Below are 22,474 nucleotides of genomic sequence, written 5' to 3' on the forward strand. Positions count from 1 at the left end.
AGGTCTTTCAAATTCATCCGGATAACAGTCTTTCACTGGTAACATCATGGGACGCGATTTCTGGACGACTTGGGTTTCAATCGCCAGACTATCAAAACCTAAAAGATATAGGTCCTATTCCAGAAGGAGTCTGGAAAATTGGTGAAACTCAAGAAATATCTTTGATTGATGACGTTATTGGGACTGCGTCCTTTGGTCAAGCTGGGGCATGGCCAGGTGGAACGTATGCTTGGGGAAGTGACAGGGCTTGGTTAAGTCCTGTTGGAGAGACAGATACTTTAGAAAGGTCAGGGTTTTCAATACATGGTGGTATTGAACCGGGGTCTGCAGGCTGTATCGATCTTATGGGAAATTCAGCGGAATTTATGGAGTTTCATCAAAAATATGGCGATGGCGCCGAATTATACGTAAATTATGACGAGAGTCTGTCGACATCTCCCCATCCGATTGCTGCAGCGGTTGAGAACGGTACTTACTATGTAGATAATATTTTGGAGGTTAACCCTGAATCTATTTACCATCCATGGATTAAAGCTGAAATTATTAGGCATGAAGGCGAAGCCGCCTATGAAAAAAGACTTGAGGAATTTGAAGGCGGCAACAATGACAAGCGCTGCTTCTCCGCCGGTACGCTGATCGATATGGCCGATGGTTCTCGGAAACCCATCGAGCAGATCGAAGTTGGCGATGAGGTGCTGGCCTATGACCCCGAAGAGAGCGACGGGCGGGATGCGCTCAAGCCCGCGCGGGTTGCGCGGACGATGGTCAATCAGGTCGAGGAAATCATCGATTTCCATGGGCTGAAGATGACGCCGGGCCATGCGACGCTGTGCGGGGATGGGCCGCATCAGGGCGAGCATATCCCGATCATGGATATCCTCCTTGCCGATGGCGCCATCGTTAACCGAGAGGGGGAGCTGATCCGCGCCGCGACTAACCTGCCTGTGGACAGCGAAGGTGATCAATTCGTAAACGTGGCCTATATTCTCGATAAATCGCAAGCGACATACTACAAGGGCCGTATGCGGGTCGGCACGCTGATGCCCGGGCAAAAGGGCGGGGCTGACTGGCGGGTGATGGAGGCGCTCAAGCGCGAGGGCTATGTGCTGCATCCCGACGGCCTGATCGCGAAGGACGGAGAGACGCCGCATCCGCTTTACTGGTTCGGCCCGCTGCCGAAACCGGAGGACTATGTACTTGCCAAATCCCGCCTTACTATCGGCGATCTTTATTCTCGTCGGGAAGTAGAGGGGAGTAGCGCGATCGGCGCCAACCTTCCGCAGCATGCCGGGATGACTGTGCAGTAAGCGATATAAGTATCAAACAAAAGCCGCTGGTGAAAATCAGCGGCTTTTTTTATAATCTCGCGCGCTTGACCTTCTCCGCGAAAAGCTCATTTCCCTAGAGCGTGATTAACGAAGGATTTTAGCGATGCGTATTTTCACCGATGACCGGCTTGTCACTCAATGAAAATATATCCTATAATAGAATATGATATGAATTAAAACATGCATAAATATTTTTTTGAGTTCAGTTGTTTACGGATCGTAACATGCGCAGAATAGTCTCATCCTTCCTCTTGCCCTGTCTCTTTCACCTTCCCGCTGTCGCGCTCGCCCATGATAATACAGCGCCGCTGGCGGGGGAGGAGGCGTTTACACCTCCCACGGTTTATGAGCAATTGCTGCGCGCATTAATGCCGGATGCTGAAGCCTCGGCGACCATAACAGTTGATGGGAATTATCGATTGATCCAGGGGAATGGATATCCCGACTATACGCCGGGGAATTTCCCAAACGCCCACAACCCGAATGCGATTCGCAAAAAGAATTACCAACTGCGCGTCCCGCTTAATCCTGTTATGGCGCCGCCGCGGGCAACAGTGCGCACGCCCTTTGGCATTGCACTCAATGGCGTTCTTTTCGATCCGGGCACAGCGGAGTATTGGCGTAATGACCGAAATTCAGGCTGGAATTACGAGGCGCTTGGCGGTGCCTGCCAGCTTGGCCTCGATTTCAGTAATGCGCATGTCCAGCCAAACGGCGCCTATCATTATCATGGCTTGCCGACAGGCTTGCTCGATAAATATGCCTATCGCAACAGCCCGGCGCTGCTTGGGTATGCAGCGGACGGTTTCCCTATTTACGGGCCCTATGGATATAAGAAAGCCGATGATCCGGCGAGCGGCATGACGCAACTGAAGCCGGGCTACCGGGTTAAATCCGGCACTCGGCCGAGCGGGCCGGGCGGTGCATATGACGGCGTATTCGTTCAGGACTGGACCTATGATAAGGAACTGGGCGATCTTGATGAATGCAATGGCCGCGTCGGTGTCACGCCGGAATATCCGGACGGCACCTATTACTATGTGGTTTCCGGCGAATATCCCTTTATTCCGCGCTGTTGGCGCGGGACGCCGGATTCAAGTTTTGCCGCCTTAAAGGGAGGGCCGGGAGGCCGACCCCCTGGCGCTGGCGGCAATCACCAACCGGGTGGGCGCCCGCCTCAGGGGGGATGGGTGGACGACCGCCAATGGGCGGGGCACCCTGCCAGGGAAGCTGAGAATTATCTTTATGTCGCTTTCTTGATTTTTTCCGCGAATGGCGCATGTCCTAGTGAGAGGGGCAGCCAATAAGGAAAAGTCATTATGCGCATTTTATTGATCGGCGTGGCGTTGTTAATGCTCGCGGCCTGTCAGACGACGACGGCGGAGCAGGACCCGAACCTGATGTGCTGCACCTGGGGCAATAACCAGCATCCGTAAGGACGCTGGGGCTTCGCCTTAATAGAGATTTTCTTTATAGGCGACTTCCAGATAGGCGTCGGATTGTTCTGCGTCCATGCCGGCGATCTGGTCGGCGAGTACCTGGCCAAGTGTCGGGAAGACTGATCGTTCAACCTTGGTTTCCGGGTCCCAGAGTTTGGAGCGGATCAGCGCTTTCGCGCAATGCATATAGGCGGACGTAACTTTCACCAGCAGCACAGAGCGGGGCAGCTTGCCATCGACCGCATGGGCCTCCATCAACTCAGGGTCGAGGCTGATCGTTGCCGTTCCGTTGATGCGCAGGGTCTCGTTAATTCCCGGCACCAGGAAGATCATGCCGACGGCAGGATTGCGAAGGATGTTGAGCAGGCTGTCGAGGCGGTTGTTGCCGGGCCGGTCGGGAATGGCGAGCGTATTATCGTCCAGCACCGTGACAAAACCCGGCGCATCTCCGCGCGGGGAGGCGTCGGCCGTCCCGTCGCTGCCATCGGTACTCAGCACGAGGAAAGGGGACAGCGCGATAAAGTTGCGGCAGTGTTGGTCGAGTTTCGGAATTTCCTTCTGCACGGCGCGCTCCGCCGGTTGCTTATAGACGCTGTATAATTCCTCGATGGTGGTGATATTATGTTCTGTCATAACCCGAATTCCCGCATTCTCTTTTTTCAGACTTTATCGCCCGCTTTTTTATAATAATTTAATTCTGATCAATTACGACGGATTGGTAAAGGGTTATCGTACAAAGATTATCCCGCAAGATTTAGGAGCGTTCCCGTGTTTTATGATCGTTTTACCCGTTTCCTACACCTACTCTTTGCTTTCGGCATTGTCGCCCAGCTGTTGATCAGTGAGTGGATGGTTCATCCAAGGCCGGACAAGGCCGGTAACTTCCTGTATGAGGTTCATGAAAAAGTCGGCATTGCAATCTTTGCTGTGCTTGTGGTCCATTGGCTCTGGTCGTTCGTCCGCGGGGGCCCTGTGTCGTTGGGTGAGCTTTTTCCGTGGTTTTCAAGCGCTCGCCGGTCTGTGCTCTGGCAGGATATCAAGCGATATATGCGGGCAATCCTCACCTTTCGCTTGCCACCGGCCAATGAGCCGAGTCCGCTTGCCGGAGCTATTCAGGGACTCGGGCTCCTGATCGCGACAGGACTTGCGGGGACGGGAACATTGATTTTCTATAATGTGGGAGAGAACTGGCAGTTCAGCAGTTGGCTCAGTCTTGTGAAGGAAGTGCATGAACTTCTCGGTCCGGCGATGTGGGCTTATCTCGTTGTGCATGTTGGCGCTTCGGTCCTGCATGAAATTTTCGGCCACCGGATCATTCATTCGATGTTCAATTTTCTCAAAAAAACCCGGACAGCTGACGCAGACCGGGTTCTTCTCTGTATGGCAGTCGTGTTTAGCTGGCCATGGAGCGGATGTCTTTGAGGACTGATTCCACTTCCTCGCGCAGTTTGGAGGAGAATTGGGTGAGTTCACCAACAGAGCTCAGCAGTTGCGTCGCGCTTTCACCTGACACCGTTGCCATATTGGAGACATCAAGGACCGAGCGGGATACTTCGCCGGTGCTGGACGAGGCCTGCTGCACATTCTGGGTAATTTCCAGTGTGGCTGCGTTCTGTTCCTCGACCGCAGCCGTCATGACCTGAACCGTTTCGTCAATCTGCACGATCATTTCCTCGATCCGCTTGACAGCTTCCACGGCTTCTGTGGTGGCGGATTGCATTCCGTCGATCTTGCGGGTGATTTCCTCGGTCGCGTTGGTGGTCTGGGAGGCCAAACCTTTCACTTCCGATGCCACGACGGCGAAGCCTTTTCCGGCCTCTCCGGCGCGGGCGGCCTCAATCGTGGCGTTGAGCGCGAGTAAATTGGTTTGCGACGCGATATTATTGATCAGCTCGATAACATTGCCGATTTCACCGGCGGAAACCGCAAGCTTGCCGACAACGATATCGGTTGATTCCGCAACTTGCATCGTCTCCTTGGAGAGTGTCGCAGAGACATTCACCTGACGGCTGATTTCTTGCAAGGAGGCAGAAAGCTCCTCCGCCGCTGAGGCAACACCGCTTACGTTGCCGGCTGCCTGCTCGGCGGCGGAGGCGATTGCGGTTGAGTGACGGTCCGTATCGGCGGCACTTGTCACCATGCTCTTGGCTTTTTCTTCCATGGTCTCGGCGGAGCCCATAATTTGCTGCGCGACAGTGTTGACCGTGCTTTCGAGTTTCTGGGCGAGTGCCTGAGCGAAGCTCACACGGTCTGCGGTGGATTTTGCGGCTGCTTCTTCATCGCGACGCTTCTCTTCTTCCGCGCGGGTCATTTCCTCGCGGCGACGCTCTTCTTCGGCGGCGGCTTTTTCTTGGGCGTCCTTTTCGCGCTGAACTTCCAGGGCCTTGACCTTTTCGGCATTCGCCTGGAAGACCTGTACAGCGCGGGACATATCACCCACGTCGTCTTTGCGTTCCAGTCCGTCGATCGTGATGTTGCTGGCACCATCCGCAATGGAGAGCATGGCCTGCGTTAGTTGGGTGAGCGGGCGACCGATGAAGCGGCCCAGCAAAAATCCGGTGAGCAGCATAATACCAAGAAGGACGGCACCGGTCAGCAGAAGCTGTTGTACCAGGTTTGCGGACAACTGCTCGTTCAATTGATCGAGGCTCCATCCGAAGGCGGCAAAGCCCACAAGTTCTCCTTTTGCGGAAGTGACGGGAGTCAAGATGATCTGGTGAGATCCCGTGTTTTCCGAAAATACTTCGCCTTTTTCAAGCGCGGCTTTATGCTCTGACAGCAATTCCGTCAAACCAGGCGCGGAGGCGAGTGTCTCTGAATGATATTCGGTAACTATGGCGCCTTCGCTATCGAAGGTAAGAATATCGGCGAGAACGGAACCGTCTTTCGACGCCATCTCGTGATACACTTCAGCAACCTTGTCGGTTTTTTTCCATTTCAAACCACCTGAAAGCTGCTCGGCCATCAATTGCGAAATAGTGAGGTTATTATCTATCGCCAAATCTTCCATGGCGTGGCGCTGGTTTTGTAGTCCCAGATAGACAAGGAGCGAGAGACCCATCAAGGTCGTCGCAAATACAACAAGTAGAATTTTGCGACTGACGGTCATCTTGACTGCAAAAGATTTTTTGTCTTTCGCAGCCAGGTTATTCACGTCAGTTTCGTTCGTTGGGCTCTCTACGCTCATCTTGTGCGTCATCCTTATTTATTCTTGGTGAGGACTATTGGAGATATCTATTCCAGCATCTCAACATTGACACCAACCGTTACGGCGCCGATGGCCTTGCCGGTGCTTGGATCAACAACCGCAATACTAACCTGTGACTGGTATGTCTGGGTGGATTCATCAAACTCAACTTCGTCTATCAGAACGCCATCCGGTCCGATGCCATATGATTGCTGCCATTTGGCTTCATCGCCCTGCCAATAGTCAGAGGTGATGTCGCTCTGGCCAACATTGAGGCCCTTCATGTCCATGACAAAAATTTCTGTGTATTTGCCCTCGGCCTTTTCTTTAACGCCTTTAAGATAGGTCGACAGGCTGTTGGAGAGAACCGCGTTAATCATCTTCTGATCACCACCTTTGGTTTCTGCGCGCCATTTCTTGTCCTGCGTATCAATGTCACTCTGGCTAAGTGAGATGGACGTTTCGTTTTGTCCTTTGACTGCGCTGACCACTTCGTCGGACTGTGACCAGCCACGAATTTCAGTATCAATCAGGTTGGCGACAGCGACTTTGTAGTCCTGGGCGAGGGAGGGTGCCGGCAGTCCTGCAAAAAATGCGATAACAGCGACAGAGGCAATTAGAGTGCGGATCATTATCAAGGCTCCATTTAGGTGTATCATTTTTAACTATTTTATCAATCAGTGCTGGCTTGCCGGGTGCGACAATAAAACCAAGTATTCAAATACTGGCGATGAAGTGTTTATTTATAGTTAATTGGTAATATATTTCGCCCAGCGATTCCCAAGATATTTCTGCGAGGTGGGTGCTTAGGCAACCTGACGCCGGGCTTCCTTGGGAAAGCTCACGGTTACTTTCGTGCCCGTACCGAATTCACTTTCGATATGAAGCTGCCCGTGATGTGCGGCGACAAAGGATTTAACAATCGAAAGACCAAGACCGACGCCTTCATGGGTAATGTCGGAGGATCTATGGCCCTTGACGAAAGGTTGCGTGATGTTTGGCAGCTGGTCGTGCTTGATCCCGTCGCCGGTATCCTGAACCTCGATAATCACGTCGGTTTCTGTGACTGACGCGGAAACGGTGATTTTGTCTCCGGCATGGGAGAATTTGATCGCGTTGGTCAGCAAATTCAGGAATATCTGGCGCATGGCTGTTTCATCGGCGCTGATCTCAGGCAGGGTGCTTTCCGTAAACAGCTGAACCATAATTCCTTGTGTGGCGGCACGATGGCGCACGGATTTTACGCAGTCAGAGAGCAGGTGGCGGACCGAAACCGGCTCCAGAATCAAATCGCGCTTGCCCAGTTCAATCGCGGAAATATCGAGTACTTCATTGATGAGTGTCAGGAGATGCCGGCCACTTTGATTGATGTCCTTGGCATACTCCGAGTATTTTTCATTGCCCAGCGATCCGAAATACTGTCCGACCAGAATGTCGCTGAACCCGATAATCGCGTTGAGCGGGGTCCTGAGTTCATGACTCATGGTGGCGAGGAATTTTGATTTGGCGAGGTTGGCATCTTCTGCCTTCATAAGCGCGTCTCTCAGCGCTTCCTCGGCCTTCTTGTTGGCGCTTATATCCGTGATCGAGCCGCCGACCGCGATGACATTTCCTTCATCATCCATGATCGGGAACATTTGCGCGAAGGTCGGGCGATCGCCGATGCTATTCGTCGGGCTTACATATTCCCGCTCGACCATTTTCTTGCTGTCGATGATTTCCTTTTCCTGCTCGAGAACCTTCTGGGCATAGTCCTCGGAGAAAAATTCATATGTATTATGCCCGCGAATTTCACGGCCTTCCGGATTAAACCATTCATGCCACTGGGAGTTGACATGGAGGTAGTTCCCTTCCGTATCCTTGATGATGATGGCGGACGGGGAATTTTCGATAAACGTCCGGAACAGCTTGTCGCTCGCCTTGATATGGAGCTGGCGAACCATGGCGAGATGGATGAGGTAGGCGATGGCAATCGAAAGCAGGATCAGCGTCACAAGGACAATCTCGTCCACAATGGTCTCATGGGCGGCGAGGGTCTCTGCCGTCGGGACCAGGCTGATCGCCCACACCCGGTTCCCGACGATGATCCATTTATGGAAGACATTATCGGAGTCCCACTCCGTCGTCGGGTCGAGCGTGCCGAAGACAAGCTGGTCCCGGTCGTTGATCATCACGTCATACTTCTTCAGCAGGCTGTTCGGCATCGCCCCCCGGATGAGTGGTTCGCTGCGGAAAACAATATTCACATAGCCGATCAGCCGCTCCATCTTGATCACCGGGATATAGGCGGTAAAGCCCTTGCCCCCCTGCGCCAGCTCAATCGGCGAGGTGGTTTGCAGACGGCCGGTTTTCTCTGCCGCGGCGATTGCCTTTGCGGGCGTGGCAAGTTTGCGGATATCGAGATTGACCGCGGCCTCGTTACCTTTCAGCGGCGTGACCCAGCGAATAACCCCCATGGAGTCGACCCAGTTGATCGCCTGAAAATCCTTGAACAGGTCATACAGGTAGGACGCCTGGGTAAGGAATTCCTCGCGGCCGTTAATCTCCCCCTTGGCGAGGGAGCTGCGGATTTGCTGGCCGATGGTGAGGCGGGTCGTGATATGACTTTCCAGCCGCGCCGCGAAATTACTGAGGTCGCCGCGCGCTTCCGTGATATGGCCCTGTGACTCCCGTGTCGGGGTGAAGGCCCATGCCAGAATGACAAGCAGGATCATGGCCATACCAATGGCAATCGGCACACCGACTGTATAGCGCGTCAGACGGCTTACAAATCGTTGCAGATAGTTCGGATCCCTGAATCTTTTCATCCGGTCTATTCTAGTAAACAATCCCTTAACAAACCTTAAACAACTTTCGGCAGTTTTTACGGTTTTCTAATGATTCCGCGACGTAAAAAGCGGTACTCAGACGGGGTGTGTTTCCTTCAGCCCAATGACATCACGATAAAGAAAAGACGCGGTGGAGACAGTAATCGCAATAATAATGACCGAGGCGATAAAATTCACGATCCCGACGGCCACGGTGATCGCGGTAACAGAGCCGAGCATGGACGCAATCAGGCCCGCAATAAGGGCGGCCGCGCCGACCGGCACGATAAAGATCGCCATCGCCAGAATCCCGCCGAGAATAAAGGAGAAGATGAGCGTGAACCCCTCCTGCACGAAGCGCCCACCGTCGATCGGCTGGTCAAGCGCGATGGCGGGATAGAAGAAGGCGAGCATGGAACTTGCCGCAATGACGAGAATAAAGACAACCACAATGGCCGCTTCGTCCGGCAGCACCGCGACGAGCATCGACGTAATGAAGTAGCTGGCGAGGCTGACCACAACGATCAGCGCGCCGAACTTGATCTCGCGCAGGCCGAAGGCGAGCGCGAAGCCGGGGGTCGCCCGCACCTCGGGCAGCAGGGAATATCGGTGCCAGGCAACGGCAAAAATGGCGTAGAGAAAGGATTCCACCACCTGCGCCGCGATGGCAAAGGACCCGTTGGTGAGGTTGATCAGAAAGGCCAGCACCCCCATCGCCACGACAACCGGCAGGCCGCGCATAAAACAGGCGCCCGCATTCTGGATAACAAAGGCGGTCGCGGCAATCAGGGCCTTTGGCACAGTGAGCAGATTTTCCAAAATAACCCTCACGCTTTACGGCGGCAACAGTTTCACTTTGCAGCCTAGCCTATTTAGACTCAAAATTAAAATGTAAGTTCAATTTCATTAACACAAACAGCTCAGTTTTGCGGTGGATCAAATTTTCAGGAATAGTCACTTTTCGCCTTTTTTACTGCTTTGCGGCGGAATGAGTGCGTTTAGGAGCAGCAGTTATTTCCTGCCTGTATCGGCGGACAGGGGACACTGCCGTAGGAGCAGTAGACGCAACAATCCCCTGCCTTTGGCTTGAGCAGCGCGCCGCAGCCTTTGCAGTCGTAGAACCACTGGCAGGCATCGGTCGGCATGGTCTCGATCTCCTTGTGACCGCAGTGCGGGCAGGTTAGGGCCGAGGTGAGCTCGATAGATGTTTCTTGCGTTTCCATAGGGCATAGACCGTTATTGCGATAAACAGGGCGAGGGCGGGCAGCAGCACCAAATCCAGCAGCCCGAGGGCGGCGGACAATCCTACCGCGCCGAGCAGGATCACCAGCACCGGCGTGAAGCAGCACAGCGCCGCTACCACCGTGCCGATTATCCCGACCTTGAGTAATGTCTCGTTTTTCATGGGGAGTATCTTACGCTGCCCCGCCGAGAAGAACAGGCAACTTTCTACACATATGCGTGAGGCGTGCGAGACCTTAGCCACCCTGCATGGGCCTATGCCTGATCAAAAAGAGGGTCGCGGCAATGACCGCCTTCGGCACCGTCAGCAGATTTTCCAAAACATCCTTCGCGATTGTTAATCGACACCTATTTCGCCTTAGAGATTATCCCATTGCGACGCGGATGGATAGGTGGAGTGCCCAATTATCAGAATTGTAAATTATCGAAAATTATATTACATTTAGTTGTATGATAGGCGGGACAACACCATCTGAGCAATATTTAACTGCGTTATGTGAAAAGTCATTTCTTTCACTTTGGTGCTATCCTAATGTCCATAACAACAATGGCGTCAGAGATGGAAAAGGTCACGGAAAAGAACTTTGCGATCTGCTTGTCGTATTTGGAAATGACGTCATCATCTTCTCTGATAAATCATGCGAATTCAAGGACACCGGAAGCTTAAAAACAGACTGGAACCGCTGGTATCGAAAAGCCATAGAAAAATCTTCAAGGCAGATCTTTGGCGCAGAAAAGTGGATTAGAAATCACCCAGATCGATTGTATTTAGATCCGCCATGTGAGGAGCCGTTTCCTTTAGTTCTGCCAACAGATGAAAATCTAAATGTTCACCGGATAGCTGTTGCAGTAGGGGCTACGGAATATTGCAAAAAATTTTATGGTGGTGGGAGCGGGAGCCTTCGTATTAGCAGTGATCTTTACCCCGTGATGGAGACAGAGGACGATATATTAAAAGCGTTCACAATCGGCCATTTCGACCATAGCAAAGGCTTTGTTCACGTTTTCGATGATGTATCACTAGATATCGTGATGAGGGAACTTGATACGATCAGCGACTTTTGTGCATACCTCAGGAAAAAGGAGGAGCTTTTCCAAAATGTTGAAGTGCTTGCAGGAGGTGAAGAAGATCTACTTGGTCAGTATGTGCTGAATGTAGGGGTAGATAATGAGCATCACTTTGGAATTTCATTTGGAGAAGTGGATGGAGCGTTCTTTCAGGATGGTATTTGGAATGACCTCAAGGATAACGATGCTTATTTGAGAAGAGAAATTGCGAATAGAGGCAGCTATTTTTGGGATGAAATTATTGAGGATTTTAATAAAAGACAGAGAGAGGGAGATTTCACTGAGCCGATTGAATTGCACGAATATGAATTGTTAGTGCGAAAAATGGCATCTTTGAACCGAGTAGAGCGACGATCAATAAGCAGAAAACTAATAGAAATTTTGGGAAAAACGGGACCGCACGACACAAGGTTTGCTAGCATGCTGCTAAAAGGAAATTATTCCTTAGCGATCATCTTTGTTCTTTTTCCGTTAATACCGGAAAAATCCTATGATGAATATAGGACTATACGACGCCAAGTTTTAGGTGCTTACGTAGACATTATAAAAATGAAATTTCCTGAAGTTAGAGAGGCGATTGGAATCGCTAGAGAACCTTATGTCCGTGATTTAGGGTTATCTGAGGATATGATGTATACCAATTTCGCTGATTGGTCTGATGCCCATGAAGAAGATGCTAAATATAACGCCGCACTTATGGGTGTAAGTGCGCAAGAAAATAAGTTTACTGAGTTTGAGTTTCCGCCCGAAGAATAATAGGGTTTCTTATATTTTCTAACCTAGAATTTGTTTCTCAGCTTCATCTTCCTTGACAAATTGCAAAATCTATACTAGTATATACCCCTTCCCTAATCGTGACAAACTTTTGTCTTTTATGCGATCAGGCGAGCGGAAGCCGCGCCGGGTTTGGCCCATGCGCGGTTCCGTGTCGGCGGGAGGATCTCAGGCAGTCCGGGGACGGTGATCCCCCAGGCGCTTGAGGCCGACGGTTTGCACGGCCGCGAGGACAGCAACGGCTATGGCGAGGATCTCGACCACCCAGCTGCCCTCCACCGTCAAACGGTCCTGGAACAAGAGGAGGGAGAGACCACTCCCCCCACCCAGGCAACGTCGGCGGCAATGATGAGCTTGGCGAACAGCGGATTGATATGTTTCCGCGTGGCCGTCCAGGCGACATCGGCGGCGAAGAGCACTAAGCCCACCCCAAGCGTGTAGAGGATCCATGGCGCGATCCCCGTCCAGCGCGCGAGCGGGTCCGCGAAGGCGAGCGCCACCCCTCCCGTAAGAAGCGACGTCCCGGCATTGATCAGCAGGGTATTTCGTAGCAGGTTTGACTTAACCGACATCTTGATCTCCTTTCAGTTGGGCCGACCATGGTGGCCACTTGAAGCAGGATGGCGGGGAGAGGTTATCTTCTCAATTACCTTGATGGTAATGTTCCTGATCTTTAATTCGGGGTATTCTGGATGCCGGATTATCGAGAAAGGAAAGAAGATGACTGCGTCTGCCTTGCAAACCCCGGTGCCCGAGCTTGGTCGGCTCTTGAAGCACTGGCGGCAGGTTCAGGGAATGAGCCAGCTCGATCTCGCGCTAGAGGCGGGAAGTTCGGCCCGGCACCTGAGCTTTATTGAGACCGGCCGCTCAAACGCGAGCCGGGAGATGGTGCTGCGCCTGTCTGAGGCGTTGGCGCTTCCCTTGCGGGAACGTAACCGGCTGCTGAATGCGGCGGGCTATACCGCGGCCTATCATGCGCGCTCGCTCGATGATGCCGGGTTCGACAAGGTGAGGGAGGCGCTTGATTTCATGCTCCAGCAGCAGGAGCCATACCCCGCGATTGTCATGAACCGCAATTTCGATGTGCTGATGATCAACGGGGCGGGGGCGAAGATGCTCGCGCTTTTGGGGCTTGCGGCGGGCGACGGGAAGGGGCCGCCGAATACGCTCCGGTTGATGCTGCACCCCGATGGCCTGCGGCCCATGACCCGGGATTGGGAGCGCGCGGCGGGCCATCTGATCGAGCGGGCGCATCGGCAGCTGAAGGGTGCCGAAGAAAATGACCCGCTCCGCCAGTTACTGGCCGAGGTTTTGAGCTATCCGGATATTCCAGAAAGTTTCGCCGTGGAAAACCCGTCCGCCGATGCGCTGCCCGTGTTGCCGCTGGAATTTGAGTATGGCGGCAATGTCCTGTCCTGGATCACGACAGTCGCGAGTTTTGGAACCCCGCAGGATGTGACGGCGGAAGAAATTATGGTGGAGAGTTTTTTTCCGGCGGATGAGGCGACGGATAATCTGATCCGCGCGCTCATGGCGGAGGCGGGGAAATAACGCCGTTATCCCGAGATTACGCTAAAAACGCCAAAAGCCGCAAACCGGAGCCCCGGTGCGGCTTTTTGAATTCTGTACCCCGGCGAACCGGGAGGCGCGACTTAGCCTTCGCGCTGCATCCGCTTGCGAGCGAGCTTGCGGGCGCGACGAATGGCTTCCGCTTTCTGGCGGGCGCGCTTTTCGGACGGCTTTTCATAGGCGCCCCGGAGCTTCAGCTCACGGAAGATGCCTTCGCGTTGCATTTTCTTTTTCAGCGCGCGGAGCGCCTGGTCTACATTGTTGTCACGTACAGAGACTTGCACAGTTAATCGTGCTCCTATCTAATCGTAAATAAGTTATACCGGTTACGGAGTGGCGCGGGTTTAGCACGCTTCATTTCCCCTGTGAAGGGGGAAACCGCATTTTTAAGGTGAATTCCTTAAAGAAAAGAGTAAATAACATAAAAGACACGAAATTGGAAGGGTTTATGGCAGTTCGAGACATTCTGAAGATGGGCAATCCGATCTTGCGCGAGCAGGCGGAACCCCTCATTCCGCCCTTCGGCGACGAGGTTTATCAGCTGGTGGAGGATATGCGCGACAGCCTGGACGCGGTCGGCGGGGTTGGCCTTGCCGCGCCGCAGATCGGTATTTCGAAATCCCTCGTCATCTTCGAGGTTCCGGCTGATCGCGTCGAGATGGAGGAGGGGGATATGGCGGAAAGCGTGGCCTCCACCGTGCTGATCAACCCCAAGATTGAGCCCCTTTCGGATGAGATCGAGCTCGGCTGGGAGGGGTGCCTCTCGGTCCCCGGCCTGCGCGGTCTTGTCCCGCGCCACACCCATATCCGCTATAGCGGTCTCGGCCTCAATGGCAAGGAAATCAGCGTCGAGGCGCGCGGCTTTCATGCCCGCGTCGTGCAGCATGAATGCGACCATCTTTTCGGCATTCTCTATCCCGAACGGATGACAGACATGCGCTATCTGATGTATGAAAGTGAGGTGCAGGCCTTTATGGAGGATTTGCGCGCGAAATCCGAACCGACGGAGGAAGAGACATGAGCAAAAAGCAGGCGGAGACCGAACGGGAATGGCAGACGCGCCTTCTGGACGCGGTGTTGCCCCATGTCCTGTTCGACGGCTGGAGCCGCAAGGCCATGAAGGCAGCCGCCGCGGACCTGGGGGAGGATATCTCGACCCTCGATCTCGCCTTCCCGGAGGGGGCGACGGACATGATCCGCCTCTTTATTGAGAATGCCGACGATGCGATGGAGGCGGAGCTTGAAAAGCGCGATGTACTGAGCCTTAAAATACGCGAACGCATTACCCTCGCCATCAAAGTCCGGCTGGAGCTCTATGCGGAGCATAAGGAGGCGGTGCGCCGCGCCGTCAATATCCTTGCCCTCCCGCAGAATGCGGCGCTTGCCCTCAAACTCACCGCCAACACGGTGAGCCGCATGTGGTGGGCGACGGGGGATAGCTCTGCCGATTATAACTGGTACACCAAGCGACTGACCCTTGCGGGCGTCTATGCCGCGACGCTGCTCTACTGGCTCGCCGACAAGTCCGAGGGACACGCCAAAACCTGGGAATTCCTCGACCGCCGCATCGAGAACGTTATGCAGATCGAGACCGCCAAATACAAATGCCGCGAACGCCTAAAACAAAAACCCGACTTTTCGCATTTCCCGAGCGCGCAACGCTTTTGGCGGAACCTGACGGAACGCTGAGGGGAAATTGGGCGTCAGAAGCAAGATGATAGGGATTACGACAGCTAGCTGGATAATTTCCGTGCTTGGTTTTCTATTCATTGTCATCTCGGGGATTGAGGGTCCCTTTGTGCTCGACGCATTTTCACCGACTTGGCTTTTCCCAATATATGTGTTTCTTCATACAGCGCCTGCCTTCGTATTTATCACAATAATATGCACGACCTACACGAGCCTATGCCGGGTATACCCGGGTATCTCGGCCATTCTGCTGTTTTTACTGACGCCATTAGTAATTTTTGTCCCGTTGCTTGTTTTTTCTTCTGATGTTTCACAGGGGTCGAAGTTGATCAAAGGACTTATTGCTATATATGGCGCTTCCGCGCCTTTCGTGTTTATCGCCTGTGGGTGCTTCTATTTTTTGCTAAAATGGGATGTTAAGCGGGAAAAGAGAGTTGCCGTTTGATTAAATTTTGTCTCGAAATTAGAAATTTCGCGGCTCAAAATACTACTGGCTTTTTTTAAAGAAAAGGGGCGCAAAGTGGGCTTCGCTCTATTGATTGCTTTTATGTTCTATATGATGGTTGTTGGCATCCCTATCAGCTTTATCGCCAGAAGATTTTCAAAAAAATCCAGTCGAGTTTGGGTGCGAATTATTTTGGGGGCCTTTTTTATAATTTTGCCCTTCTCGGAAGTTATCGCGAGCAATATTGCATACAAAATGTTGTGCGAGCGAGAAGTTGGTCTTCATTTCGTTCAAGCGCCTGAACCGAATACCGGTTTTTTCTCAGATACCGCAGATGATTGCATAATTGATTGCGTTAAATTGCTGTTGAGTGGCGCCGTTCCGTTTGTCGAAACTGATGTGGATCGCCTTTTAGATTACACGCTTGTGCCCGATTATGGATTGTACCGTTTCTATCTGTCTTCACCCTCCGACGAAAACTGTGAGCCGTTTTTGGCGCGGATGAGGGATCAGAGCTACAAGTATAAAGATTTGTTCCTCAAAGAAAAAAGATGCCTGGCGTTTAAAAAAGTCGATGAACGCAAATCCAGACTGACCATTGCCCACGAGATGAATCGGGGAAGGGTCGGGATTTTTAGTTTCGAATTCCCCGATACGCTGCTGGTTCAGGACGGATGGAAGTTGATTTCCTATAACAGAAATATACGAAGATATGAGGGGATTACGACCTCATTTTTATTTGGCTTTCAGTCAGATTATTGTTTGAGCCTAGTAACTCTAGACTCACGGTTTCAACAGATTTCGTCGGCAGAAAAAGTCGGAAAAAATTAACTGAGTGGTGAGGAAAGAATGGGCTTCGCTCTTTTGATTGCTTTTATGTTCTACATGATGGTCGTTGGCATTCCCATCAGCTTTATCGCCAGAAGATTTTCAAAAAAATCCAGTCGAGTTTGGGTGCGAATTATTTTGGGAGCTTTTTTTATAATTTTGCCCTTCTCGGAAGTTATCGCGAGCAATATTGCATACAAAATGTTGTGCGAGCGAGAAGTTGGTCTTCATTTCGTTCAAGCACCAGAAAAAAATATCGGCTTTTTTTCAAATACTTCTGACGATTGTACAAAAGAATGCGTGGAATTGCTACTGAGCGGTGCCGTACCTTTTGTCGAAACTGATGTGGATCGCCTTTTAGATTACACGCTTGCGCCCGACTACGGATTGTACCGTTTCTATCTGTCGTCACCATCCGACAAAAACTGCGAGGCGTTTTTGACGCGAATGAAGAACAAGACCTTTAAGTATGAGGAATTATTCCGAAACGATGAGAGATGCCTGGCATTTAAAAAAATCGACAAGCGCGAGTCTAGGTTGGCGATAATCCGTGAAATCACTCTAGGAAAGATCGGTATATTTACATTTGAGTTCCCCGATACGCTGCTGGTGCAGGACGGATGGAAGTTGATTTCCTATGACAGAGGCTTGAGAAGATACAAAGGGATTACGACCTCAGTTTTATTCGGTTTTCAGTCGAAAGTATGTCCGCGGCAAGGAACTCTAGTTTCCTGGTTTCAACAGATTTCGTCGGCAGAAAAAGAGGGTAAAATATGAACTCAATGTATTGATAAATCTGAAATCAATCACCCACAAAAAAAGGGCCGGAGAACCGGCCCTTTTTGCTTGTGCCTGTCGAGGCAGCGCGGGTCAGGCGCTGGCGCCCTCGACCACGTATTTCTTCTCGTGGGCCAGCCCCATATAGAGGCAGACGCACATGGCGAGGAGGACCACCGTGAACGGCAGGCCGACCGTGATCGCCGCCGCCTTGAGCGCGGTGAGGGCATCCGCCCCGCCGCCGAACAGCAGCGCCGCCGCGACAACGCCCTCGATGATCACCCAGAAGATCCGCTGCACCACCGGCGCATCGACCTTGCCGCCCGCCGTGATCGCGTCGATCACGAGGGAGCCGCTGTCCGATGAGGTGATGAAGAAGACCAGCACCAGCACGATCCCGATGGAGGAGGTGATGGTGGCAAACGGCAAGTTCTCCAGCATATGGAACATGGCGAGTTCCACCGACTCCAGCCCGCCTGCGAGGGAGCCGACACCGTTCTGGATCTGGTCAAGGGCGGAGCCGCCGAAGACGCTCATCCAGACCAGCGTGACGATCGTCGGGATGATCAGCACGGCAATCAGGAATTCCCGCACCGTCCGGCCCTTCGAAACCCGGGCGATAAACATGCCGACAAATGGCGACCAGCTGATCCACCAGGCCCAGTAGAACACTGTCCAGCCCTGCATCCAGGCCTCATCCTCGCGGCCGATGAAGTTACTGTAGGAGACGATCTGGCCGAGATAGCCGATCAGCGTGTCGCCCATGGTCGCGATAATCACCGCCGTCGGACCCACAATAAAGACAAACAGCAGCAGCACGGCCGCAATGCCCATATTGATGTTCGAGAGTAGCTTCACCCCGCCGTCAAGGCCGCGAATGACCGAGAACAGCGCGAGCGCCGTGACCACGATAATCACCGCAATCTGGGTGTTGATCCCGGCCTCGAACCCGAAGAGATAGGCAATGCCGGCCGAGGCCTGCTGCGCGCCGAACCCGAGCGATGTCGCGAGACCAAAGAGCGTCGCCAGTACCGCCACCGTGTCCACCACATGGCCGAAAAAGCCCCATGAATGATCGCCGATCAGCGGATAGAAGGCCGAGCGGATGGTCAGCGGCAAGCCCTTGTTATAGGAGAAAAACGCGAGCGACAGCGCCACAACCGCATAAATCGCCCAAGGGTGCAGTCCCCAATGGAACATCGTCGCACTCATGGCGAGGTCTGCCGCGGCTGGGGTGCGCGCCTCCACGCCGAGCGGTGTCTCGTACCAGCCGGTGTAATAAGCGGTCGGTTCCGCGACCGACCAGAACATCAGGCCGATGCCCATGCCCGCCGCGAACAGCATCGCGAACCAGGACGGGCGGCTGAACTCGGGCTTCGCATCCTCCCCGCCCAAGCGGATCTTGCCGACAGGCAGCACGATCAACGCGAGGCAGAAGATAACGAAGATATTGCCTGCCAGCATGAACAGCCAGTCAAAGGCCCCGATGGACCACCATTTCGCACCGTCAAGTGCGCCTTTCGCGGCACCGGGCGCTAAAAGGACCCCGACCACGAACAAAATGACCAGGCCGGAGGAGACCCAGAACACCGGGTGATGCACATCCATCCCCCAGCGTTGCAGATTACTCTGCCCCACCTCAAAATCTGTTTCATATAAGTCTTCGCTCATATCTTATCCCTCTCTTTCCGATCTTGGTACATTATGGTTAATTACTATCGGAACGAAAAAGATACTTCCGCCAATTCTAATAAACCCGATTAAATCCGACAGATTCTGTTCAATTGCAGCCCCATGACGACACCTCTTAGCAGGTCATGAGGAGGGCAGGCAAGGGGCGATCCGGTTTCTATTTCGCGCGAGGGGGACGGGGCAGGCCTGTTTCCAGTGGCGATTTGCGCGGGACAGATTTCGCTTTCCCGGCATGGGTAAATCCGCTTATTCTCTCTCAAAAAAGGAGGGCGGATGGTGGGCAAACTCTATTTCTCGGATATAAACACGGGCGATTTATTCGCCGGCGCAACCGTGACAGTGGATCGGGAGGAGATGCTCGATTTCGGGCGGCGCTTCGATGATCAGCCGATGCATTACGACGCCGAGGCGGCAAAGGCGCTGGGGTTTCCGGATGTGGTTGCCTGCGGCGCCTATACCTTCGCCCTCTCCTCCAAGGCAGCGACCCATGTCTGGCAGCAATGGCATTTCCTGCCGTCTGGTCTCGGGGTGCAGCTTGATTTCCTGGCGCCTGTCTTTGCGGGCGATGTGCTCACCTCCGAGATGGAGGTGCTGGACACCCGGCCCAGTTCCAAACCGGGGCGCGGCTGGCTTGATACCATCCTCCGCTGCACCAATCAGAACGTGGAGGTGGTCTTCACCACCAAGGCGCATTTCCTGCTTCGGGAGCGCCCTGGCGGGACGGAGAAATAAAAAAAGGCCGTCCAGCGGGAGTAGATCGCCGGACGGCCAAGGTAAGGATCATGGAAGGGAGACTTCAACATGACCCGCGGGAATTCTTAGAACGAACGGGACAAAGCCACGGCGAAGATGCCGCAAGCGTCATCACACTGGCTGCTCGGCAGGTCTGTATCGGTCCAGCCTGCACTGAGGCCGAAACCGGCAACCTCAGTGGAGATGCTGATGCCGTAATCGGTATAATCGTCGGTGCCCCAGGCGGCGTTATCGTCAATTGCCTGATAGCCGACGGAGCCGCTTAAAGTGAAATATTTGCCAAGCGGAATATCTATGCCGCCATGGGTGTAATAAGCATCGCCGCTTTCACCGAAATATTCGGGGGAGTAGTTGAGACCGGCATTTACAGCCATGAAGCCGAAGTCATAGCCGATGGACGGCGCAATCTCGAAGAAATCATAATTCAGGCTGCTGTCCGCACCGGGATAGGTGTAATAGATCGCCGAGAGATCCCAGCTGAACATATCAACGTTGCCGCCCACACCGGCATAATAGTCAATCTCAATCGTGGCGTCCGAGAATTTCACATTCGACGCCCATATCCCTGCGCTCACCGCGACTGGACCAAAGTCATAGGAATAATCGAAACCACCTTGGACAGCGGGATTATTGCCTGTTTGGGAGATACCCCGGAATGTGTAATCGGACGTTAGGGAAATGTTGGCTGAAAATTCACCGGGAATGTCGCTTTCCTCGATCAGAGACTCAGCATTTGCCATAGAAACGACACCTAGAGAGATCATCGGGATAATCAGGAAATTTAACTTTTTCATTTACGTAGTCCTTACAAGACGCTGGTTGATGAAAGATTTATTGCAACCGCCGTGCCAATTATTAAAATTGTGTTAAATCAAATACTTAGTCTGATGACTATGTGAATGATGCTGCGCCGCCGCATAATTTTTCAGCAAAAATTGCTGCAATGCACAAATTGTGGTGAATTTTTAGGCAGCAAGCATCTGGCGATTAGTAAAGATATCGCCTAGATTGGCCTCACCAACGAAAAAGGAGCGTAAGTGTGCAAGGGGAAATCGAGCGCAAGCTGGCCGAAGCAACGGCGTTACAGCAGCGTGGAGACAAGGACGCCGCGGCGATAATCTACCGCCAGATCCTAAAGAAAGAGCGCAAAATTGCGCCGGCCCATTATAATCTCGCACTTATCCTGAAAGAGCAGGGCAAATGGCTGGCAGCGGAGAAATCCTTTAAGGCGGCGATTGCGGCCGATCCGGGTTACCGGCTGGGCTGGCGTGGGTTCGCACGTTTCCTCGCGGAGAGGGAGAGACCACGTGAGGCCGTTCGCACTGGATTAAAGCTCGCTGGGTTTGATAATTTTTCTCCCGCGAGCTTGCAGGAACTCGCCGATCTTCTGGAACTGGTACCCGTCGGCGATCTCGGACCCGCGGGGGATGAGGCAATGCTTCGTTGCCTTAATTCCGACGAGGTGGAGAGCGATCGCTTTATTCTGGCGCTGCTCGCGCGTATTCGACGCCAGAAAGGCATTGTGAAGATGCTGGACGGGACGGGTGGCCTTGCCGGTCTGGAAGGGGCACTGAATGAGCCGGTCATCGCGGCGGCCTTTTCGCGGCTGATCCTGCCCTCACCGGAATTGACTACCTTGATCGAGAAGGCGCGGGCGCAGCTATTGCTGGAGACATGGGAAATGGCGCAGGAGTTGATGGCTCTGCTCGCGTTGCAGCTCGCGCTCACAGAATATGCCTTGGAAACCCCGCCCGGCACACCGCCGGAACCGGACGCGCTGGAGCCTGCACTCCGGGCTGCGCTTTATGCCCCACTGGATCCTGATGTGGCCACCGAATTGCTCATCCAGGAAGAGGCGCAACTCGCAACCCGACCCTGGTGCCGGCTTCTGCTCACTAGAATGGGGCCGCAGACCTTGCGGGAGCGGGAAATCGCAAACGCTCTGCCAAGTCTCTCCGCGAGCGCCGATGCGGTGTCCGGCGCGGTGCAGGCCCAATATGAGGAAAGCCCCTATCCGCGCTGGCGGGAGCTTCGAAGCGGGGGGGAGACAACATTGCCCGCACTTCTAAAGCGGTTGTTCCCGACTATTACGCCCCCGTTGCCTGCCGAGAAACCGGCTGTATTGATCGCCGGTTGCGGCACCGGACGGCATGCGCTTCGCACGGCCAAGCGGGTCATCGGGTCGGAGGTAACGGCAATTGATCTATCGCGGCGTTCTCTGGCCTATGGCGCAAGGCAGGCGGAGGCGCATGGCATTACGAATGTCACCTTCGCTCAGGCGGATCTTGTCGATTTGCCGGACAATCTCGGACGGTTTGATCTGATCGAGGCCTGCGGCGTGCTGCATCATATGGCCGACCCGGAGGCTGCGTGGAAAGGCCTGCTCTCCTTTCTTGCGCCCCATGGTGTGATGAAGGTTGCGCTCTACAGCGAACAGGCTCGTCAGGATGTGATTGCCGTGCGGGAGATGGTGGGGAAGCGGATTGATCGGCTCACCCTCGATGAAATCCGAAGCTTGCGTAAGGAATTGATGGCGCTCCCGGAGGATCATCCGGCGGCATCGGTGACCAAAGAGCTTGATTTCTATTCTTTAAGTGGTTGCCGCGACTTTCTTTTCCATCGGCATGAACAACGCTTCGACATTCCGCGTATCGCCAAGGCGATTGACGATTTGGGCCTCGATTTTCTTGGCTTTGAGTTTGCCGATCCAAAGGTCATGACCGCTTATCGCGCCCGCTATCCCGATGACCCGTCAGGCCATATTCTTGCCAACTGGCAGGCGATTGAGGCGGAAAACCCCACGCTCTTTCGGGGAATGTATCAGTTCTGGTGCCGGATGCAGAGGGGGTGACCCAACGGACAACTTGTGAGACATG

General features: G+C 53.4%; 22 protein-coding genes. 11 read left to right on the forward strand and 11 right to left on the reverse strand.

The annotated features are described in order from the left end of the window. The first annotated feature begins 365 nt into the window (after window positions 1–365). Window positions 366–1,307, forward strand: coding sequence for a Hint domain-containing protein (locus AC0L73_RS17120; protein ID WP_473654359.1), 942 nt, complete (start codon window positions 366–368; stop codon window positions 1,305–1,307). A gap of 245 nt (window positions 1,308–1,552) precedes the next feature. Next, window positions 1,553–2,635, forward strand: coding sequence for a YHYH protein (locus AC0L73_RS17125; RefSeq protein WP_473654360.1), 1,083 nt, complete (start codon window positions 1,553–1,555; stop codon window positions 2,633–2,635). A gap of 147 nt (window positions 2,636–2,782) precedes the next feature. On the opposite strand, the gene AC0L73_RS17130 is transcribed toward AC0L73_RS17125, so the two are convergent. Beyond that, window positions 2,783–3,400 (reverse strand): pyridoxamine 5'-phosphate oxidase family protein, encoded by a 618-nt coding sequence (locus AC0L73_RS17130; protein WP_473654361.1) that lies wholly within the window; start codon window positions 3,398–3,400, stop codon window positions 2,783–2,785. A 135-nt stretch (window positions 3,401–3,535) separates the two neighbouring features. Here AC0L73_RS17130 and AC0L73_RS17135 point away from each other — a divergent pair, with 135 nt between their 5' ends. Further along, entirely contained in the window at window positions 3,536–4,189 is a 654-nt protein-coding gene (locus AC0L73_RS17135) for a cytochrome b/b6 domain-containing protein (protein WP_473654362.1), read from the forward strand. Here AC0L73_RS17135 and AC0L73_RS17140 read toward each other — a convergent pair. From AC0L73_RS17140 to merF, 6 genes are all read right to left on the reverse strand, one after another. Beyond that, window positions 4,161–5,954 carry a methyl-accepting chemotaxis protein gene (locus AC0L73_RS17140; RefSeq protein ID WP_227951657.1) on the reverse strand — a complete coding sequence of 598 codons (1,794 nt, stop codon included), beginning with the start codon at window positions 5,952–5,954 and terminating at the stop codon, window positions 4,161–4,163. The two genes, AC0L73_RS17135 and AC0L73_RS17140, sit on opposite strands and share 29 nt — an antisense overlap. A 47-nt stretch (window positions 5,955–6,001) precedes the next feature. Continuing rightward, complete coding sequence (locus tag AC0L73_RS17145) at window positions 6,002–6,586, reverse strand: hypothetical protein (RefSeq protein WP_473654363.1); 585 nt, start codon at window positions 6,584–6,586, stop codon at window positions 6,002–6,004. Between the two features lie 174 nt (window positions 6,587–6,760). After that, window positions 6,761–8,761, reverse strand: a complete 2,001-nt coding sequence (locus AC0L73_RS17150) for an ATP-binding protein (protein WP_473654364.1) — start codon at window positions 8,759–8,761, stop codon at window positions 6,761–6,763. 96 nt (window positions 8,762–8,857) lie between these two features. Beyond that, a complete protein-coding gene (locus tag AC0L73_RS17155; RefSeq protein ID WP_473654365.1) occupies window positions 8,858–9,580 on the reverse strand; it encodes a hypothetical protein in 723 nt (240 codons plus the stop codon). Between the two features lie 179 nt (window positions 9,581–9,759). Beyond that, a complete protein-coding gene (locus tag AC0L73_RS17160; protein WP_473654366.1) occupies window positions 9,760–9,984 on the reverse strand; it encodes a GDCCVxC domain-containing (seleno)protein in 225 nt (74 codons plus the stop codon). Continuing rightward, window positions 9,942–10,166, reverse strand: a complete 225-nt coding sequence (gene merF, locus AC0L73_RS17165; protein ID WP_473654367.1) for a mercury resistance system transport protein MerF — start codon at window positions 10,164–10,166, stop codon at window positions 9,942–9,944. Before merF ends, AC0L73_RS17160 begins: the two co-directional genes overlap by 43 nt. A 287-nt stretch (window positions 10,167–10,453) precedes the next feature. Between merF and AC0L73_RS17170 the strand changes: the two genes are divergently transcribed. Next, complete coding sequence (locus AC0L73_RS17170) at window positions 10,454–11,827, forward strand: hypothetical protein (RefSeq protein ID WP_473654368.1); 1,374 nt, start codon at window positions 10,454–10,456, stop codon at window positions 11,825–11,827. 186 nt (window positions 11,828–12,013) lie between these two features. Here the strand turns inward: AC0L73_RS17170 and AC0L73_RS17175 are convergent, their stop codons facing one another. Next, a complete protein-coding gene (locus tag AC0L73_RS17175) occupies window positions 12,014–12,295 on the reverse strand; it encodes a hypothetical protein (RefSeq protein WP_473654369.1) in 282 nt (93 codons plus the stop codon). Between the two features lie 270 nt (window positions 12,296–12,565). On the opposite strand from AC0L73_RS17175, the gene AC0L73_RS17180 reads away from it, so the two are divergent. Then, window positions 12,566–13,396, forward strand: a complete 831-nt coding sequence (locus AC0L73_RS17180; RefSeq protein ID WP_473654370.1) for a helix-turn-helix domain-containing protein — start codon at window positions 12,566–12,568, stop codon at window positions 13,394–13,396. A gap of 101 nt (window positions 13,397–13,497) precedes the next feature. Here the strand turns inward: AC0L73_RS17180 and rpsU are convergent, their stop codons facing one another. Continuing rightward, on the reverse strand, window positions 13,498–13,698 hold the full coding sequence (gene rpsU, locus AC0L73_RS17185; RefSeq protein WP_161316574.1) for a 30S ribosomal protein S21: 201 nt from the start codon (window positions 13,696–13,698) through the stop codon (window positions 13,498–13,500). 164 nt (window positions 13,699–13,862) lie between these two features. Between rpsU and def the strand changes: the two genes are divergently transcribed. From def to AC0L73_RS17205, 4 genes are all read left to right on the forward strand, one after another. After that, window positions 13,863–14,435 (forward strand): peptide deformylase, encoded by a 573-nt coding sequence (def, locus tag AC0L73_RS17190; RefSeq protein WP_473654371.1) that lies wholly within the window; start codon window positions 13,863–13,865, stop codon window positions 14,433–14,435. Then, a complete protein-coding gene (locus tag AC0L73_RS17195) occupies window positions 14,432–15,103 on the forward strand; it encodes a COQ9 family protein (RefSeq protein ID WP_473654372.1) in 672 nt (223 codons plus the stop codon). The genes def and AC0L73_RS17195 overlap by 4 nt, the downstream gene beginning before the upstream one ends. A gap of 520 nt (window positions 15,104–15,623) precedes the next feature. Next, entirely contained in the window at window positions 15,624–16,379 is a 756-nt protein-coding gene (locus AC0L73_RS17200; RefSeq protein ID WP_473654373.1) for a hypothetical protein, read from the forward strand. An 18-nt stretch (window positions 16,380–16,397) separates the two neighbouring features. Continuing rightward, window positions 16,398–17,153 (forward strand): hypothetical protein, encoded by a 756-nt coding sequence (locus tag AC0L73_RS17205; RefSeq protein WP_473654374.1) that lies wholly within the window; start codon window positions 16,398–16,400, stop codon window positions 17,151–17,153. 93 nt (window positions 17,154–17,246) lie between these two features. Here AC0L73_RS17205 and AC0L73_RS17210 read toward each other — a convergent pair whose 3' ends face one another. Then, entirely contained in the window at window positions 17,247–18,824 is a 1,578-nt protein-coding gene (locus tag AC0L73_RS17210) for a BCCT family transporter (protein ID WP_473654375.1), read from the reverse strand. Between the two features lie 294 nt (window positions 18,825–19,118). Here AC0L73_RS17210 and AC0L73_RS17215 point away from each other — a divergent pair, with 294 nt between their 5' ends. Further along, window positions 19,119–19,577 carry a MaoC/PaaZ C-terminal domain-containing protein gene (locus tag AC0L73_RS17215; protein WP_473654376.1) on the forward strand — a complete coding sequence of 153 codons (459 nt, stop codon included), beginning with the start codon at window positions 19,119–19,121 and terminating at the stop codon, window positions 19,575–19,577. Between the two features lie 86 nt (window positions 19,578–19,663). Here AC0L73_RS17215 and AC0L73_RS17220 read toward each other — a convergent pair whose 3' ends face one another. Next, window positions 19,664–20,392, reverse strand: a complete 729-nt coding sequence (locus tag AC0L73_RS17220) for a TorF family putative porin (RefSeq protein WP_473654377.1) — start codon at window positions 20,390–20,392, stop codon at window positions 19,664–19,666. Window positions 20,393–20,637: 245 nt separating this feature from the next. Between AC0L73_RS17220 and AC0L73_RS17225 the strand changes: the two genes are divergently transcribed. Then, window positions 20,638–22,449 carry a class I SAM-dependent methyltransferase gene (locus AC0L73_RS17225; protein WP_473654378.1) on the forward strand — a complete coding sequence of 604 codons (1,812 nt, stop codon included), beginning with the start codon at window positions 20,638–20,640 and terminating at the stop codon, window positions 22,447–22,449. Window positions 22,450–22,474: the final 25 nt, after the last annotated feature.

This window comes from Sneathiella sp. D3-11, assembly GCF_055809395.1.

Excerpts from the sequence above, each read along its gene's own strand:
- AC0L73_RS17220 (WP_473654377.1), bottom strand. The coding sequence starts at position 20,392 with ATGAAAAAGTTAAATTTCCTGATTATCCCGATGATCTCTCTAGGTGTC.
- AC0L73_RS17195 (WP_473654372.1), top strand. The coding sequence starts at position 14,432 with ATGAGCAAAAAGCAGGCGGAGACCGAACGGGAATGGCAGACGCGCCTT.
- def (WP_473654371.1), top strand. The coding sequence starts at position 13,863 with ATGGCAGTTCGAGACATTCTGAAGATGGGCAATCCGATCTTGCGCGAG.
- AC0L73_RS17205 (WP_473654374.1), top strand. The coding sequence starts at position 16,398 with ATGGGCTTCGCTCTTTTGATTGCTTTTATGTTCTACATGATGGTCGTT.
- AC0L73_RS17180 (WP_473654370.1), top strand. The coding sequence starts at position 12,566 with ATGACTGCGTCTGCCTTGCAAACCCCGGTGCCCGAGCTTGGTCGGCTC.
- AC0L73_RS17170 (WP_473654368.1), top strand. The coding sequence starts at position 10,454 with ATGATAGGCGGGACAACACCATCTGAGCAATATTTAACTGCGTTATGT.
- AC0L73_RS17125 (WP_473654360.1), top strand. The coding sequence starts at position 1,553 with ATGCGCAGAATAGTCTCATCCTTCCTCTTGCCCTGTCTCTTTCACCTT.
- AC0L73_RS17160 (WP_473654366.1), bottom strand. The coding sequence starts at position 9,984 with ATGGAAACGCAAGAAACATCTATCGAGCTCACCTCGGCCCTAACCTGC.
- AC0L73_RS17140 (WP_227951657.1), bottom strand. The coding sequence starts at position 5,954 with ATGAGCGTAGAGAGCCCAACGAACGAAACTGACGTGAATAACCTGGCT.
- AC0L73_RS17210 (WP_473654375.1), bottom strand. The coding sequence starts at position 18,824 with ATGAGCGAAGACTTATATGAAACAGATTTTGAGGTGGGGCAGAGTAAT.
- AC0L73_RS17130 (WP_473654361.1), bottom strand. The coding sequence starts at position 3,400 with ATGACAGAACATAATATCACCACCATCGAGGAATTATACAGCGTCTAT.
- AC0L73_RS17150 (WP_473654364.1), bottom strand. The coding sequence starts at position 8,761 with ATGAAAAGATTCAGGGATCCGAACTATCTGCAACGATTTGTAAGCCGT.
- AC0L73_RS17215 (WP_473654376.1), top strand. The coding sequence starts at position 19,119 with ATGGTGGGCAAACTCTATTTCTCGGATATAAACACGGGCGATTTATTC.
- AC0L73_RS17120 (WP_473654359.1), top strand. The coding sequence starts at position 366 with ATGGAGTTTCATCAAAAATATGGCGATGGCGCCGAATTATACGTAAAT.
- merF (WP_473654367.1), bottom strand. The coding sequence starts at position 10,166 with ATGAAAAACGAGACATTACTCAAGGTCGGGATAATCGGCACGGTGGTA.
- AC0L73_RS17175 (WP_473654369.1), bottom strand. The coding sequence starts at position 12,295 with ATGGATCCTCTACACGCTTGGGGTGGGCTTAGTGCTCTTCGCCGCCGA.
- AC0L73_RS17145 (WP_473654363.1), bottom strand. The coding sequence starts at position 6,586 with ATGATCCGCACTCTAATTGCCTCTGTCGCTGTTATCGCATTTTTTGCA.